Source organism: Micromonospora sp. NPDC005194 (assembly GCF_040608335.1).
Classification (GTDB): domain Bacteria; phylum Actinomycetota; class Actinomycetes; order Mycobacteriales; family Micromonosporaceae; genus Micromonospora.
In genome coordinates this window covers 43,938-58,542 of sequence record NZ_JBEXIA010000024.1, presented here as the reverse complement: position 1 = coordinate 58,542, position 14,605 = coordinate 43,938, and the positions used below count along the sequence as shown (strand labels likewise).

Sequence of the window (14,605 nt, the reverse complement as noted above, 5' to 3'; positions counted from 1 at the left end):
TGCCGCGCTGTCGGTAGCGTGACGGCCGGCTACCCAACGCTGGCGTGTCGTCTCGGCACCGCGCTCAGCCGTGCGTTCCTCGCGGCGGCGCGGTCAGCCGCGCGAGGCCAGGCGGCGGCGGGCCTTCTCCCGGATCGGCTCCGGCAGGTCGTCCGCGTCGAGCAGGCGGGGCAGCAGCTCCGGCTCCAGGCTGGTCGCCCGGAACACCTCGCCGATGGTCACCCCGTGCGCGGGCCGCTCCACCACCTCGACCGGGTCGCCGGCACCCACCTCGCCCTCGCGCAGCACCCGCAGGTACGCCCCCGGGGAGGCCCGCACGGTGAAGCGCCGGATCAGGTCGGGCACACCCCAGAAGCCCGCGAACGTCGTGCAGGGAGTACGCGGCATCGTCACCTGGAGCACCGCTGTGCCCACCGCCCACTGTTCGCCGATGACCGCGCCGGTCACGTCGACGGCGTAGGTGGTCAGGTTCTCCCCGCAGCCGCCCGGGCGGACCGACCGGCCGATCTCGGCCGACCACCACGCGGCGTCCTCCTCGGCGTACGCGTAGACGGCCTTGTCCGGCCCGCCGTGCACGGCCCGCTCGCCGATGAAGTCACCGGCCAGGCCACCGGTGAGCACCGCCACGGGCCCGTCGACCGGTCGCTTGTCGATGCCGCTGCGACCGCTCGCGTCGCCCGCCCACGCCGCCTCGGTCACGATGCCGAGGTTCACCGCTGCCACCCTGCCCGTCATGACGGACAGCCTAGGTGAATCCGCGGTCCGGGCTTGACCTTGACGCTGCGTCAACCCCCCCGACTGACCGCCGGGGGTCGGGTCCGACCGGTCAGCCCTTGACGGCGCCGGCCACCAGGCCGGAGACCATCCGCCGCTGCACCAGCAGGAAGAAGATGATGACCGGCAGGGTGAACAGGGTGGAGGCGGCCATGACCGGCCCCCAGTTGGTGTCGTCGCGGCCGAAGAAGAACGTCATCGCCACCGGCAGCGTGTAGCGACCCTGGTCGTTGATGAACATCAACGCGAAGATCAGCTCGTTCCACGCGGTGATGAAGGAAAAGATGCTGGTGGCGACCAGGCCGGGCGCGACGAGCGGGAACAGCACCCGACGGAACGTCTGGGCCCGACTCGCGCCGTCGATGGCCGCCGCCTCCTCCAGCTCCTTGGGCACTGCGGCGACGAAACCGCGCAGCATCCAGACCGCGAACGGCAGCGAGAAGCCGAGGTACGTGAGGATCAGGCTGGGCAGGGTGTTGTAGAGCCCGAGCCGCTGGATCATCAGGAACAGCGGGATGACCAACGCCTCCAGCGGGATCATCTGCACCACGAGCAGCATGATCAGGAAGCTGGTCCGCAGCGTGAAGCGGAACCGGGCCACCGCCGTCGCGGCGAGCAGGGCGACCAGGCCGCTGAGCACCACAGTGGAGACGGCGACGATCGCGCTGTTGAGGAAGAAGTCCAGAAAACTGACGCCGGGGATCAGGTTGCCGGTCAGGATCTCCCGGTAGTGCGCCAGCGTCGGGTGGGCCGGCACCGGCTGCGGGGTGGACGAGAAGATCTCGCTGCTCGGCTTCAACGAGGTCGAGATCATCCAGTAGACCGGGAACGCCGCGAAGAGCGCGACCAGCAGCCCGGCGGCGTTGAGGGCCACCTTCTTCACGACTCGTCCTCCTGCCTGAGCACCATCCGTACGTAGAAGCCGGTCACCACGAGCAGGATCAGCGTGAGGATCACCGCGATGGCCGCGCCGAGGCCGTACTTCGGTGGCGGAGAGAAGGCTTCGGCGTACGAGTAGATGGAGAGCATGAACGTCGGCCGGTCCTGGGTGCCGCCGGCCAGGACGAACTGCTGGGTGAAGACCTTGAAGTCCCAGATGGTGGAGAGCACGATCAGGATCCCGAAGACCGGGCGCAGCAGCGGGAACGTGATCTTCCAAAAGACCCGCCACGGGCTGGCACCGTCCACCCGGGCCGCCTCGTGCAACTCACTCGGCACGCTCTTCAGGCCGGCGAGCACGCTCACCGCGATGAACGGGAACGAGTGCCACACGACCACCAGGGTGAGGATGGCGAAGAAGAGCAGCGGCGAGTTGAACCAGCCGTAGCCGGTCCAGTCGCTGCGGCCGAACAGGGCGTGGGAGAACCCGTCCGGCAGCGCGTTGAACAGCCAGGTGACCAGGCCGCTGGTGTCGTCGAAGATCCACTTCCAGACGATCGTGCCGGTGAGCGCCGGGGTGGCCCAGGCGAGCATCACGCAACTGGCGACGAAGGTGGCCATCTTGCGGCCGAGCCGGTTGAGCAGCAGCCCGACCAGGGTGCCGAGCACCATCGTGAGCAGCACGTTCGCCGCGGCGAACAGCACCGTGTTGCGCAGCACCGTCAGGAAGAACGGATCGGAGAGGATGTCGGTGTAGTTGCCGAGCCCCACCCACGGCCACTCCCGGTCGCCGCGCAACTGCCGGACGCTGTTGAGCCGGTAGAAGGACATCGCCACCACCTGGCCGAGCGGCCAGAGCAGCAGCACCCCGATGATGACGAGTGCGGGCAGGAGAAGCAGGTACGGCAGGCGGTCCACCGGGCGACGCCGCCGCGCGGGGGTCTCCCGCGCGGCGGACGTCTCGGCGCTCTTGGTCAGTGAGCTCACTTGCTGTTCAAGATGCCTTCCATCTCGGCGGCCGCGTCGGCGGTGGCCTTCTCGACCGTCTTCTGACCCTTCATGACCGAGCTGTTCATCGCCTGGGTCACCGTCTTCGTCCGGCTGACCTCCACCCACTTCGGGGTGAGCGGCGTGAGCTTGGTGTTCTGCATGGTGGTGGCGAACGCCGCCATCACCTTGTCGTTGGCGTACGTGTCACCGGCGACCAGATCCTGGTAGACCGGGAAGAAGCCGAGGCTGCTCGCGAAGCTCTGCGAGTTCTTCTTGTTCAGCAGCACCGTCAGGTAGTCCCAGGCCAGATCCTGGCGCTCGCTGTCCTTCCAGATCGCCACGTCCGAACCGCCCGCGAAGCCGGGCGCGGCCTTGCCGTCCGGGCCGGGGATCGGGAACGTACCCCAGACCTTTTCGATCTCGGGGTTGTCCTTCTTGATGGCGGCCTGCTGCCAGCTACCGGCGAACGCCATGGCGGCCTTGCCGGTGGCGAACTGGGTGCGCGCGTCGATCTCGTTCCACCCGGCGGCGGCCGGCGGGGCCACCTTGTGGACGGTCACGAGGTCGGTCCAGTACTTGACGGCCCGCTGCGCCTCCGGCGTCGTGTAGCCGGACTTCCAGGCGCCGCCCTGGTTGGTCGCGATCTCCGCGCCAGCGCCCCAGAGGAAGGAGTAGAAGGGCAGCTCGGAGTTGCCCGGCAGCGCGATGCCGTAGGTGCCCGGCTTCTTCGCCTGCACGGTCTTGGCCACCGTGACCAGGTCGTCCCAGGTCTTCGGCGGCTGGACGCCCGCCTCGGCGAACCAGTCGGTGCGGTAGTAGATCGCCCGCACGCCCGCGTACCAGGGGACGCCGTACTGCTTGCCGTCGAGCTGCGCGTTGCGGACCAGGTCGGGCAGCAGGTCCTTGCCGTCGGCCCAGCCGCCCATCCGGCCGCTGACGTCGGCGAGCGCCTCCTGCGCGGCCCAGCCCTGGGTCTCGGTGTTGCCCAGCTCGGTGATGTCCGGTCCCTCACCACCGGCGAGCGCGGCCTGGAACTTCTTGGGCGCCTCCAGCCAGGGGATGTACTGCACGACCACATCGGTGTCGGGGTGCTTCTGGCGGAACTCCGCCTCGACGCCGTCGAGGAACGTGTTCTGCGCGTCGCCGCCCTCGCCCATCATCCAGACCGTGAGCTTGCTGTCGTCGCCCGCCTTGTCGTCGGAGCCTCCGCAGCCGGTCAGCACCATCGCGGCCGAGGCCACCACGGCGGTGACCGGGGCCAGCCGCTTCCACCTGTTCACGCCACTTCTCCCCTCGCGCCGCCTGGAACTTACCTTCTCCGCCGCACCTTAGTACGAAGAAATCCTTTACGACAGTGGGCGGGCAGGCCGAAGCGTCGCGACCGTACCGCAGGGAACCGACCCGACGGGCCCGTGGCATCGGGCCGAATCCGGGCACTTCACCACGAAAGAGCGCCCGACCAGTGGTCGGGCGCTCTTTTCCGTGGTGCGGTGATGCCAGGTTGTTACCGGGTGACGCTGCGGCGGCGACCCACGCCGGCCACCAGCGCGACCGCGATCGCGGCCACCACGACCTGCACCAGCAGCTCCGTCCAGTCGATACCGGCCGTCTCGGTCGCGATACCCATCGCCCGCGCCAGCACCGTGCCCAGCAGAGCCGCACCAACACCGATCAGCAGGTGCAGCCACATCGGCATGTTCTGCCGACCCGGAACAACCAGGCGGCCGAGCGCCCCGACGATGAGACCAACAACGATGGCAGTGATGATGCCCCACACGGTGAGCTCCACGGTCGCCCTCCTTCTAAGAATGTCTGACACACAATGTGTGCTTCCTGTCGTGACGACTAAGTTCCCGACCCACCGAAAAACCAAACCGACTTCGCGGCTCAGAGGATCACGATTTGGTCAACAGCGGCACGTTCCACCGGGCCCCCGGGCGGCGCGGACCGGGACACCGCGATCGACTGAGCCTGGCCGGGAGGTGCGCTGGCTGCGCACGGGCATGATCGACTCCAGTGCCCCGATGTGGCGGTGTCTGGCGAACCGAATGCCGGCCACGTCGCCGCAGTGGAGAGCGGCCCCACCCACCGGCCCGGCGAACGCCGAGGGGCGCCCGGCCTGTCGGCCGGGCGCCCCTCGGAAGTGGTTCGGTGTTACGGGTGTGCTGGTGTTATCGGGTGACGCGGCGGCGGCCACCCACGCCGGCCACCAGCGCGACCGCGATCGCGGCCACCACGACCTGCACCAGCAGCTCCGTCCAGTCGATACCGGCCGTCTCGGTCGCGATACCCATCGCCCGCGCCAGCACCGTACCCAGCAGAGCCGCACCAACACCGATCAGCAGGTGCAGCCAGATCGGCATGTTCTGCCGACCCGGAACAACCAGGCGGCCGAGCGCCCCGACGATGAGACCAACAACGATGGCAGTGATGATGCCCCACACGGTGAGCTCCACGGTCGCCCTCCTTCTAAGAATGTCTGACACACAATGTGTGCTTCCTGTCGTGGCGACTAAGTTCCCGACCCACCGAAAATCCAAACCGACTCAACCGCAGAGAAGTTGTCGGCGTCGATGCCGAAGGGCTGCGTCGATTGAGCTGGGAGCGCGTCCACACAGGTCAGGCAACATGTTGCCCAGGGCGACGACCTCATCCACGCCCCCAAAAATTCCTCCAACCCCACCCCCCAACCACCCACCCGGGCGGGCTTGCGCCCCCACCCGACGCCGGTGATCAAGAGGTTTGCGTCAGAATCCGGGCTGCGGCCGACGCAAACCTCTTGATCACCGGGGCATGGGAGGCGGGCCGGGCGGGACCCGGGGGCGGGGGCCGGAGGGGGTTACTTCTTGGGGGCTTTGCTGTCGCCGGAGTCGGAGGACAGGGCGGCGATGAAGGCTTCCTGCGGCACCTCGACGCGGCCGACCATCTTCATCCGCTTCTTGCCTTCCTTCTGCTTCTCCAGCAGCTTGCGCTTACGGCTGATGTCACCGCCGTAGCACTTGGCGAGGACGTCCTTGCGGATCGCGCGGATGGTCTCCCGGGCGATGACCCGGCTGCCGATGGCCGCCTGGATCGGCACCTCGAACTGCTGGCGCGGAATGAGGGTGCGCAGCTTGGCGGCGATCGTGACGCCGTAGTTGTACGCCTTGTCCTTGTGCACGATGGCGCTGAACGCGTCCACCGGCTCGCCGTGCAGCAGGATGTCCACCTTCACCAGGTCGGACGCCTGCTCGCCGGACGGCTCGTAGTCGAGTGAGGCGTAGCCCTTGGTCCGGCTCTTCAACTGGTCGAAGAAGTCGTAGATGATCTCGGCGAGGGGCAGGGTGTAGCGCAGCTCCACCCGGTCGGCGGAGAGGTAGTCCATTCCGAGCAGGCTGCCGCGCCGGCCCTGGCAGAGCTCCATCACCGCGCCCACGTAGTCGTTGGGCGTCAGCACGGTGGCCCGCACCACCGGCTCGTACACCTCGGCGATCTTGCCGGTGGGGTACTCGCTGGGGTTGGTGACGACGATCTCGGCACCGTCGTCGGTGATCGCCCGGTACACCACGTTGGGTGCGGTGGAGATCAGGTCGAGGTTGTACTCGCGCTCCAGCCGCTCTCGGATGATCTCCAGGTGGAGCAGGCCGAGGAAGCCGCAGCGGAAGCCGAACCCGAGCGCGCCGGAGGTCTCCGGCTCGTAGTCCAGGGCGGCGTCGTTGAGCTTGAGCTTGTCCAGGGCCTCACGCAGGTTCGGGTAGTCGGACCCGTCGATCGGGTAGAGGCCGGAGTAGACCATCGGCTTCGGGTCCTTGTAGCCACCCAGCGCCTCGGCCGCCGGCCGGGCGTTGATGGTGACCGTGTCACCGACCCGGGACTGCCGGACGTCCTTCACACCGGTGATCAGGTAGCCGACCTCGCCGACGCCGAGCGCCTCGGCCTTCACCATCTCCGGTGAGATGACGCCGATCTCCAGCAGCTCGTGCACCGCCCCGGTGGACATCATCTTGATCCGGTCGCGGGCGCTGATCCGGCCGTCGATGACCCGGACGTACGTGACGACGCCGCGGTAGACGTCGTACACCGAGTCGAAGATCATCGCCCGGGCGGGCGCCTCGGCGTCGCCGACCGGCGGGATGAACTGCCGGACGATCTCGTCGAGCAGGTACGGCACGCCCTCGCCGGTCTTGCCGGAGACCCGGATGCAGTCGGCGGGGTCCCCGCCGATGAGGTGGGCCAACTCCTCGGCGTACTTCTCCGGCTGGGCGGCCGGCAGGTCGATCTTGTTGAGCACCGGAATGATGCGCAGGTCGTTCTCGAGCGCCAGGTAGAGGTTGGCCAGGGTCTGCGCCTCGATGCCCTGCGCGGCGTCGACCAGCAGCACGGCGCCCTCGCAGGCGGCCAGCGACCGGGACACCTCGTAGGTGAAGTCGACGTGCCCCGGGGTGTCGATCATGTTGAGCACCGCGTGCTCACCGGCCCGCTCGCCGTCGCGGATGGTCCACGGCATCCGGACGGCCTGGCTCTTGATGGTGATGCCGCGCTCGCGCTCGATGTCCATCCGGTCCAGGTACTGCGCGCGCATCTGCCGGGGGTCGACCACGCCGGTGAGCTGCAACATCCGGTCGGCCAGGGTCGACTTCCCGTGGTCGATGTGGGCGATGATGCCGAAGTTCCGGATGCGACCGGGGTCGGTGGCACCAGGGGCGTTCGCGCCGGGATCGAGCTTCGGTGGCACAGCGGTCCGTTCTGGTCGGCTGACGTGAACAGGCCGGCGCGCCGCCGACCCCCTCCATGTTCCCACGCCGCCGGGGTACGCCCGCTGCGCGGGCGACGGATCGGCCCCGGCGACCTCTCACTCCATGGGCGGCTCGACGAACAGCGCGGCCAGCCGGGGCAGGCGGCGGCGGGCCTCCTCCTCGTCGTCGAAGTCCCAGAAGTCGTTGAGGTCGGGCGTACGCACCGGCTCGCGGTCCTCCGGCAGCTCCGACGCGGTGGCCTTGCGGTACGCGTCCCAGGGCACCGTGAGCATCTGCTCGGCGGAGAACTCCTCTCCGCTGAGCGAGGCGGCCCGCACCTGGGGCAGTTCGGCCAGCGAGTCGGGGTCGCTGACCGCGCGGGCGAAGACCGCCCGCCCCTGGGTCATCAGCCAGCCCCGGAAGTGCTCGAAGCCGTCCGCGGAGGCTCCGCCGTTGATCAGGTACGCCGCGCCCCACAGGTCCGCCTTGTGCGAGGCCGCCAGCACCCTGCGCTGGTGGTGGGCGTACCCGACGATGTCCTCCGGGTCGCGCTCGGCGAGCAGGGCGACGGCCCGCGCGGCGACCGGCCCGGGCTCTCCCCCGCCCCCGGCGCGGGCCTGGTCGATCAGCTGCCAGAAGTCCTCGGTCCTCATGGCTTGGCAGTCTGGCAGTGTCGCCGCGCGCCGCGCACGTACCCCGGGGCAGCATGGTGGGGTGTCCTCCCCGCCGCTGCCCCCGGTGCCGTACCACGCGGGTGCGCTGCGCCCGTCGTGGCCGGCCCTGCCGGCGGCGCTGCGGGCCGCCATCGCCGGGCGCCTCGGCGCACCGGTGGTCACCGCCCGGATCGCCGCCGCCGGCTTCACCCGGGGGTTCGCCGCCGTGCTCGACACCGCCGACGGTGGTCGGGCCTTCGTCAAGGCGGCACCCGCCGTCGAGCAACCGCGCCTCGTGCAGGGGTACGCGCGGGAGGCCGCGATCCTCGACCGGCTGCCGGCCGGCCTGCCGGCGCCCCGCCTGCGGTGGACGCTGGACGAGGCCGGCTGGTTCGCGCTCTGCACCGACGCGGTCGACGGCCACACCCCGCGCCTGCCCTGGACGCGGACCGAGCTGGACGCCACGCTCGCCGCGTACGCCGAGGTCGCCGCCGCCCTGGCCGCCCCGCCGGCCGGGCTGACCGCGCTCGGCCTGCCACATCTCGCCGAGCTGGCCCGCTCGGACATCCTGTGGTGGGAGGAGGTCGCCGCCGGCCGGGAGCCGCTCCCGGCGCTGCCCGCCGCCGCCCGGGGCCGACTGCCCGAGCTGGTGGCGCTGGAGTCCCGCCTCCCCCGGTACGCGGACGGCGCGACCGGCATGATCCACGGCGACCTGCGGGTGGACAACGTGCTCATCGGCGGTGACGGTCGGGCCTGGTTCTGCGACTGGACCTGGGCCTGTTCCGGGCCGGCCTGGTTCGACCTCGTGAGCCTGCTGCTCACCGCGTACGCCAGCGGGCTGGACACCGACCGATTCTTCGCCGGACACCCGGCGTCGGCGGGCGCTCCCCCGGACGCGCTGGACGCCACCCTGGCCGCGCTGGCCGGCTACTACCTCACCGGGGCGGACGCGACACCGGCGACGGCCTCACCGCACCGGTCGGCGCACCAGCGGTGGAGCGGCGAACAGGCCCTCGACTGGCTCGCCCGCCGACAGGGCTGGCGGTGACACGGCTCCGGCCTGCCGGGGAGGCGGGGCCGGTCTGCCGGGGGCGTAGTCTGGTGGTCGTCGGGCCGGGATGGGCCGCACGTTGACCGAGCCGTTTTGGCTCGTCCCGGGCGACCTGGTAACCTGGCTCTTCGCGCAGCGATGACGCATGTTCGTCATCACGCGCATAAGCTGACCAACCCGAGCTATCAAGACGAGGCTGTCGCGTGGCGAACATCAAGTCCCAGATCAAGCGCAACCGGCAGAACGAGAAGGCCCGGCTGCGCAACAAGTCGGTCAAGTCGTCGCTGAAGACCGCCGTCCGGAAGTTCAACGAGGCTGCCGAGGCCGGTGACGTCGAGAAGGCCACCGCCCTCATGCTGGACGCCTCTCGCAAGCTGGACAAGGCCGTCAGCAAGGGCGTGATCCACTCCAACCAGGCCGCGAACCGCAAGTCCGCGATCGCGAAGCGCGTGGTGGCACTCTCCGCCTGACGACTCCGTCAGACTGATTCGGAAAGCCCCGGACCCCCGGTCCGGGGCTTCCGTGTGTCCACGGACGGGTCGACGTGCCGGCGTGGCGTCGGCAGGCCGATCGGCGTGCCCGTGTCGTGGCCTCGGCGGCGGTCAGTCCGACGGGTCGGTGCGGCGGGTCGGCCGCACCGGGTCGGTCGTGACCACCACCGCGGTCACGACGTTCGAGACCCGGGCCCGGCCGACGACCGGCTCCATCTGCCGACGGAAACGGTCCCGCTCCTGCTCGGGCACGAGCGCGGCGGAACGGACCACCACGGCGGCCACCATGTCGTTGAGCTTGACCATCGCCGCCACCACCACGGGCAGCACCAGCACCGCCCACCAGGTCACCAGCTCCGCGAGGGCGAGCAGCACCGCCAGGGCGATGGCGCCTTCGAAGAAGAGGAAGCAGAGCACCCCGCCGGGGTTGACGAACCGCAGGCCGAGGAGCCGGGCGTAGAGCGGCCGGTACCGCTCCTCGTCGGCGGGCATGGTGGCCCACGCCGTACGGTTCGGCCCCGTCACCGGCCGCTGCCCTGCCGGGCGGCCGCCACCGAGAAGACCGCGCGCTCCAGGGCGTACGCCCGGTCGTCCGAGCCGCCCTTGACGGCCGCGTTGCACTCGGCGGCGACCTGCATGGCCCGGACCAGCCCCTCCGGCGTCCAGCCGCGCCCCTGCCGCTGCGCCCGCTCGATCTTCCAGGCCGGCATTCCGAGACTGCTGGCGAGCTGGTACGGGTTGCCCCGCCCGGCCGACGCCACCCGGGCCACCGTACGCACCCCGTCGGCCAGGGCGTCGGCGATGGGCACCGGGTCGACACCGACGTGCAGGGCCCAGCGCAGCGCCTCCAGGGCGGCCGGCACATCGCCGACCATTGTGGCATCCGCCACCGTGAAGCCGGTCACCTCGACCCGGCCCCGGTAGTAGCGGGCCACCGTCTCGGCGCTGATCCGCCCGTCGGTGTCGGCGATGAGCTGGGAGCAGGCGGCGGCCAGCTCGCGCAGGTCGTTGCCGACCGCCGCGATCAGCGCCTCGGCGGCGTCGTCGGTGCACCTGCCGCCGGCCCGGCGGATCTCGTCGCGGACGAAGGCGACCCGCTCGCGGTGCCCCTTGAGCTTGGCCGCCGGGATCACCGTCGCGCCTGCCGACCGCAGCCCGTCGGCGAACGCCTTGCCCTTGGCCCCGCCCAGGTGCAGCACCAGCAACTGGACGTCCGGGTCGGGATTCTTCGCGTACGCCAGCAGCGCGGCGACCAGGTCCTTGCGGGCGTCCTGACCGGAGCGCAGGATGAGCAGCCGCCGCCCACCGAACAGCGATGGGCTGAGCATCTCGGCGATCTCACCGACGGTGAGCGCACCTGCCTGGTACTCGCGAACGTCCGCCTCGGTCTCGACGCTGCGGACCCGCTCGACAGCTTCGGTCACGGCGCGCGTGGCGAGCAGCTCCTCGTCGCCGAGGACGAGCAGAATGGGGGCGAGGCTGGCGGGGGTCACGTCGCCCATATTCGCACGGCCCATGGCGGGTACGGGCCTGCTCATTCGCCGACCGGTCGGTGCAGCCCGCACTAAGCGCAAATCCAGACATTTATCTCGGTTCGTCATCTAATCCGCAAGACGGTCACCATTTCCTCCATAACGCTGCAATTTCCACGGCAGAGCCGCCTTTCCCGCGACGGCAGAGCCGGGCCGCCCCGCGGTCGACTCTCACGGTGGTCGTCCGGGTTGCACCCCTCGGCGGGCCACCGCCAGTCCGTGGCCGGTCCGGATCGCTGCCAGGTCACCATCGGTGTCGGTCCGCAGGACCCGGGCGCCGCCCCTGCTGAGCCGGGCCAGAAGCGCCGGGCTCGGGTGCCCGTAGGTGTTGCCCGCGCCGACCGGCACCAACGCGATGGCCGGCCGTACGGCGGCCAGGAAGCCGTCGTCCTGATACGCCGAGCCGTGGTGGGCGACCTTCAGCACGTCCGCCCTCAGCTGTCCCGACGCCGTCCGGGCCAGCACGGCGTGCTGCTCCTCGGTCTCGGCGTCGCCGGGCAGCAGGATCTGCACGCCGGCGACCGTGGCGCGCAGCATCAACGAGTTGTTGTTCGGATCGGATCTGGTGCCGGCCAGCGGGTACGGCGGACCGAGCACGAGCAGGTCGACACCGCCGACCCGGTGCAGCGCCCCGGCGGTGGTGCCGAGCAGCGTGGCCCGTCCGCTCGTCGCCGCCGCGCGGACCGCGTCCCGGCCGCTCGCCGGATCCGTCGATGGCGGGGTCAGCACGGCGCCCACCCCCCGCCCCCGGAACACGCCGGCCACCCCGCCCACGTGGTCGGCGTGGAAGTGGCTGACCACGAACAGCGGCACCTCCCGGATGCCGAGCCGTCGCAGGCACGCGTCCACCGCGCCCGGGTCCGGGCCGGCGTCGACCACCACCGCCCGGCCGGGGGCGACGGGCAGCACCAGGGCGTCACCCTGCCCCACCGCACAGGCCACCACCACCCAACCGGGCGGCGGCCAGCCGGTGGCGATCAGCCGGACGCCGAGGGCGCCGAGCAGCGCGGCGACGGCGACGACCGCCACCACTCGGCGCACCAGCGGTCGACGCGCGGCGACCAGCAGCGCCACGGTCAGCCCGGCCAGCAGCAGTGCGCCCCACGCGCCGCCCGGCCAGGGCAGGGTGCCGGCGGGGAGGCGGGCGCCCTGGCGGGCGATGACGACCAGCCACCAGGCCGGCCAGCTCGCCAGCCACGCGACGAACCCGGCCCCGGCGGGCCAGACCGGCGACAGCACGGCGGCCGTCACGCCCAGCACCGTCGCGGGGGCGATGGCCGGCACCGCCAGCAGGTTGGCGGGCACGGCCACCAGGCTGACCGTGCCGGAAATGCCGGCGACGACCGGCCCGCAGGCCACCTGGGCGGCCGCCGGCACCGCCAACGCCTCGGCCAGTCCGGCCGGGACACCCCTGCGGCGCAGCCCGTCCCGCCAGCGCGGCGCGAGCAGCAGCAGACCCCCGGTGGCCAGCACGGACAGCGCGAACCCGGCGTCACCGGCCAGCTCGGGGTCGACCAGCACCAGCACCGTGACGGCGGCGGCCAGTGCGGGCAGCGCGGCCCGCGGTCGACCGGCGGCCAGCGCGACGAGCCCGATCGCCCCCATCGTGGCGGCCCGGACGACGCTCGGCGACGGGCGGACCAGGATGACGAACCCCACCAGCGCCACCCCGCAGAGCAGGCCGGCGAGCCACGGGCCGGCGCGCGCCCAGCGGGCCAACAGCAGCACCGCGCCCAACACGATCGCGACGTTGCTGCCCGAAACAGCGTTGAGGTGTGTCATTCCGGTCGCCCGGAAGTCTTCCTCGACGGCGGGCGGCAGGCGGCTCGTGTCCCCCACCACCAGCCCCGGCAGCAGGCCACCCGGATCGTCGGGGAGGGGCACACAGGCCCGTTGCAGGCCGGCACGCAGCGTGCCGGCTGCGCGCTGCGCCCAGGACGGCGCACCATGACGCTCGGGGGGCCCGGTGGCGCCGAGCACCGCAGCGGTGAGGTCGCCGCCGCGCGGAAGGCCGAGGCGACCCTCGGCGGTCACGCGCTGACCGGGCAGCAGACCTCGCCAGCCCGGGTCGGTGGCCAGGACCAGCAGCCGCGCCGACGCCCGAACCCGCTGGCCGTTCGGACCGGTCAGCCGGATCAGCTCGCTCGACACCAGCAGCATGCCGGGACGGCCGGCGGATCGGATCGGGCGCGGATCGTCCCGGACGACCAGCTCGGCGGTGACCGGAGCGCGCTGCTCGGCCAGGACGTGGATCGGCGGCGCGTCCCGGACAGCCAGGCGGCCAGCGGTTGCCGCCGCGCCACAGAGCACGCCGAGGCCGACCGCGACGGCGATCCAGCCGTGCCGACGGGCGGGAGCCCGGGGGTGGCCGAGTCGGCCGAGCAGGTGCAGGGCGCTGAACGCCGACAGCACGGCCGCTGTCCCGCCCACCAGCAGGAGCGGGCGGACGCCGACGTGCAGGCCGGTGAGCGCGGTGAGCCACGCGGCCACGGCCAGCCCGGCGAGCCGGAGATCCGGCGGCGGGGTCCGGGGTTGGGCGAGGTCCGGGTGGCTCGACGGCGCGGGATGAGCGCCGCTCACACCGTCACCAGATCCTTGAGCTGTTCGTAGCGCGCATCACCGATCCCGTCGACCTGGCGCAGGTCACCGACGCCCTTGAACCCGCCGTGCTGATCCCGGTAGGCGAGGATCCGCTGGGCGAGCACCGGCCCCACCCCGGGCAGCGCGTCGAGCTGGGCCAGCGTCGCGGTGTTGAGGTTCAGCGGCCCGCCGGCGGCCGGTGCCCCGCCGGCCGCCGGGTCGGCCCCACCCCCCGGCACCGGTGGTGGCGTCACCCCGACCACGATCAACTCGCCGTCGGTGACCTTGCGAGCGGGGTTGAGCAGCGCCACGTCGACACCGGGCAGCGGGCCGCCGGCCGCCTGCACGGCGTCGGCGAGCCGGGCCCCGGCCGGCAGGCGCACCAACCCGGGCCGGCGCACCTTGCCCGCGACCGCCACCACCAGCTCGCCGGCCGGCGACGCGCTCCCCTGCTCGGCCGAGATGGCCGGGGCCGCCGCGCCGGTCGACGGGGCGACCGGTTCCGCGTGTGGCCGGGACCGCCAGGCCCAACCAGCGGCGGCCAGCACCACCACGAGGGCGACCACCGCCAACGCCCGCACGCCGCGCCGCCCCGGATCGAACGCCCCCGGGCCGGGCAGCCGTGCGGCGCCGCCGTCGGAATCGGGGGGCCCGTGCGCCGCCGGGTCGGTCGACGGCGCACCGACCCGGGGCAGCGGCACGCCGAACGGAAGCGCCCCCGCGAGCGGCACGCCAGCTCGGGGTGGCGGCACGCCGAACGGGAGCGCCCCCGCGATCGGCACGCCGCCACCCGTCGGGGCCGTCAACCGGCGCAGACGCTGGCGTACCTCTGTCTCCTCGTCCTGCGACACACCGCGACGCTAGGGCCGACGGGCGGCACGCCGGGGCGCTCCGGCGTCGACCTGTGGACAACCGGCGCCACTGTGGACAACGCCCTGAT

14 protein-coding genes are annotated in these 14,605 nt (G+C 71.9%); 2 read left to right on the top strand and 12 right to left on the bottom strand.

Translation table 11 applies throughout. The annotated features are described in order from the left end of the window. Positions 1-93: 93 nt before the first annotated feature. The 8 genes from ABZU53_RS20680 to ABZU53_RS20645 form a co-directional block, all read right to left on the bottom strand. Positions 94-735: an MOSC domain-containing protein gene (locus ABZU53_RS20680; protein ID WP_355067057.1), complete on the bottom strand. Its 642-nt coding sequence runs from the start codon at positions 733-735 to the stop codon at positions 94-96. 91 nt (positions 736-826) lie between these two features. Next, complete coding sequence (locus ABZU53_RS20675) at positions 827-1,657, bottom strand: carbohydrate ABC transporter permease (protein ID WP_355067056.1); 831 nt, start codon at positions 1,655-1,657, stop codon at positions 827-829. Then, positions 1,654-2,640, bottom strand: coding sequence for a sugar ABC transporter permease (locus tag ABZU53_RS20670; RefSeq protein WP_355067055.1), 987 nt, complete (start codon positions 2,638-2,640; stop codon positions 1,654-1,656). Before ABZU53_RS20670 ends, ABZU53_RS20675 begins: the two co-directional genes overlap by 4 nt. Then, on the bottom strand, positions 2,637-3,923 hold the full coding sequence (locus ABZU53_RS20665; protein ID WP_355067054.1) for a sugar ABC transporter substrate-binding protein: 1,287 nt from the start codon (positions 3,921-3,923) through the stop codon (positions 2,637-2,639). Before ABZU53_RS20665 ends, ABZU53_RS20670 begins: the two co-directional genes overlap by 4 nt. A gap of 224 nt (positions 3,924-4,147) precedes the next feature. Next, positions 4,148-4,432 carry a GlsB/YeaQ/YmgE family stress response membrane protein gene (locus ABZU53_RS20660; protein ID WP_344360793.1) on the bottom strand — a complete coding sequence of 95 codons (285 nt, stop codon included), beginning with the start codon at positions 4,430-4,432 and terminating at the stop codon, positions 4,148-4,150. A 382-nt stretch (positions 4,433-4,814) separates the two neighbouring features. Then, on the bottom strand, positions 4,815-5,099 hold the full coding sequence (locus ABZU53_RS20655; protein WP_053656080.1) for a transglycosylase: 285 nt from the start codon (positions 5,097-5,099) through the stop codon (positions 4,815-4,817). A 383-nt stretch (positions 5,100-5,482) separates the two neighbouring features. Next, positions 5,483-7,357, bottom strand: coding sequence for a translation elongation factor 4 (lepA, locus tag ABZU53_RS20650; protein ID WP_355067053.1), 1,875 nt, complete (start codon positions 7,355-7,357; stop codon positions 5,483-5,485). 117 nt (positions 7,358-7,474) lie between these two features. Beyond that, the gene (locus ABZU53_RS20645) at positions 7,475-8,011 is read right to left on the bottom strand and encodes a DUF4240 domain-containing protein (RefSeq protein WP_354857963.1); all 537 of its coding nucleotides are present in this window, start codon (positions 8,009-8,011) and stop codon (positions 7,475-7,477) included. A gap of 61 nt (positions 8,012-8,072) precedes the next feature. Here ABZU53_RS20645 and ABZU53_RS20640 point away from each other — a divergent pair, with 61 nt between their 5' ends. Together ABZU53_RS20640 and rpsT are read left to right on the top strand one after the other, a co-directional pair. Then, a complete protein-coding gene (locus ABZU53_RS20640) occupies positions 8,073-9,059 on the top strand; it encodes a phosphotransferase (RefSeq protein ID WP_355067052.1) in 987 nt (328 codons plus the stop codon). A gap of 206 nt (positions 9,060-9,265) precedes the next feature. Further along, positions 9,266-9,532, top strand: a complete 267-nt coding sequence (rpsT, locus tag ABZU53_RS20635; RefSeq protein ID WP_007464006.1) for a 30S ribosomal protein S20 — start codon at positions 9,266-9,268, stop codon at positions 9,530-9,532. Positions 9,533-9,664: 132 nt separating this feature from the next. Here rpsT and ABZU53_RS20630 read toward each other — a convergent pair whose 3' ends face one another. The 4 genes from ABZU53_RS20630 to ABZU53_RS20615 all read right to left on the bottom strand — a co-directional run bounded on the left by ABZU53_RS20630 (position 9,665) and on the right by ABZU53_RS20615 (position 14,516). Next, the gene (locus ABZU53_RS20630; RefSeq protein ID WP_355067051.1) at positions 9,665-10,078 is read right to left on the bottom strand and encodes a hypothetical protein; all 414 of its coding nucleotides are present in this window, start codon (positions 10,076-10,078) and stop codon (positions 9,665-9,667) included. Then, positions 10,075-11,055, bottom strand: a complete 981-nt coding sequence (holA, locus tag ABZU53_RS20625) for a DNA polymerase III subunit delta (protein WP_355067078.1) — start codon at positions 11,053-11,055, stop codon at positions 10,075-10,077. The genes ABZU53_RS20630 and holA overlap by 4 nt, the downstream gene beginning before the upstream one ends. A gap of 201 nt (positions 11,056-11,256) precedes the next feature. Then, positions 11,257-13,665 carry a ComEC/Rec2 family competence protein gene (locus tag ABZU53_RS20620; protein ID WP_355067050.1) on the bottom strand — a complete coding sequence of 803 codons (2,409 nt, stop codon included), beginning with the start codon at positions 13,663-13,665 and terminating at the stop codon, positions 11,257-11,259. Next, positions 13,662-14,516: a helix-hairpin-helix domain-containing protein gene (locus ABZU53_RS20615; protein ID WP_355067049.1), complete on the bottom strand. Its 855-nt coding sequence runs from the start codon at positions 14,514-14,516 to the stop codon at positions 13,662-13,664. Before ABZU53_RS20615 ends, ABZU53_RS20620 begins: the two co-directional genes overlap by 4 nt. Between the last annotated feature and the right edge of the window lie 89 nt (positions 14,517-14,605).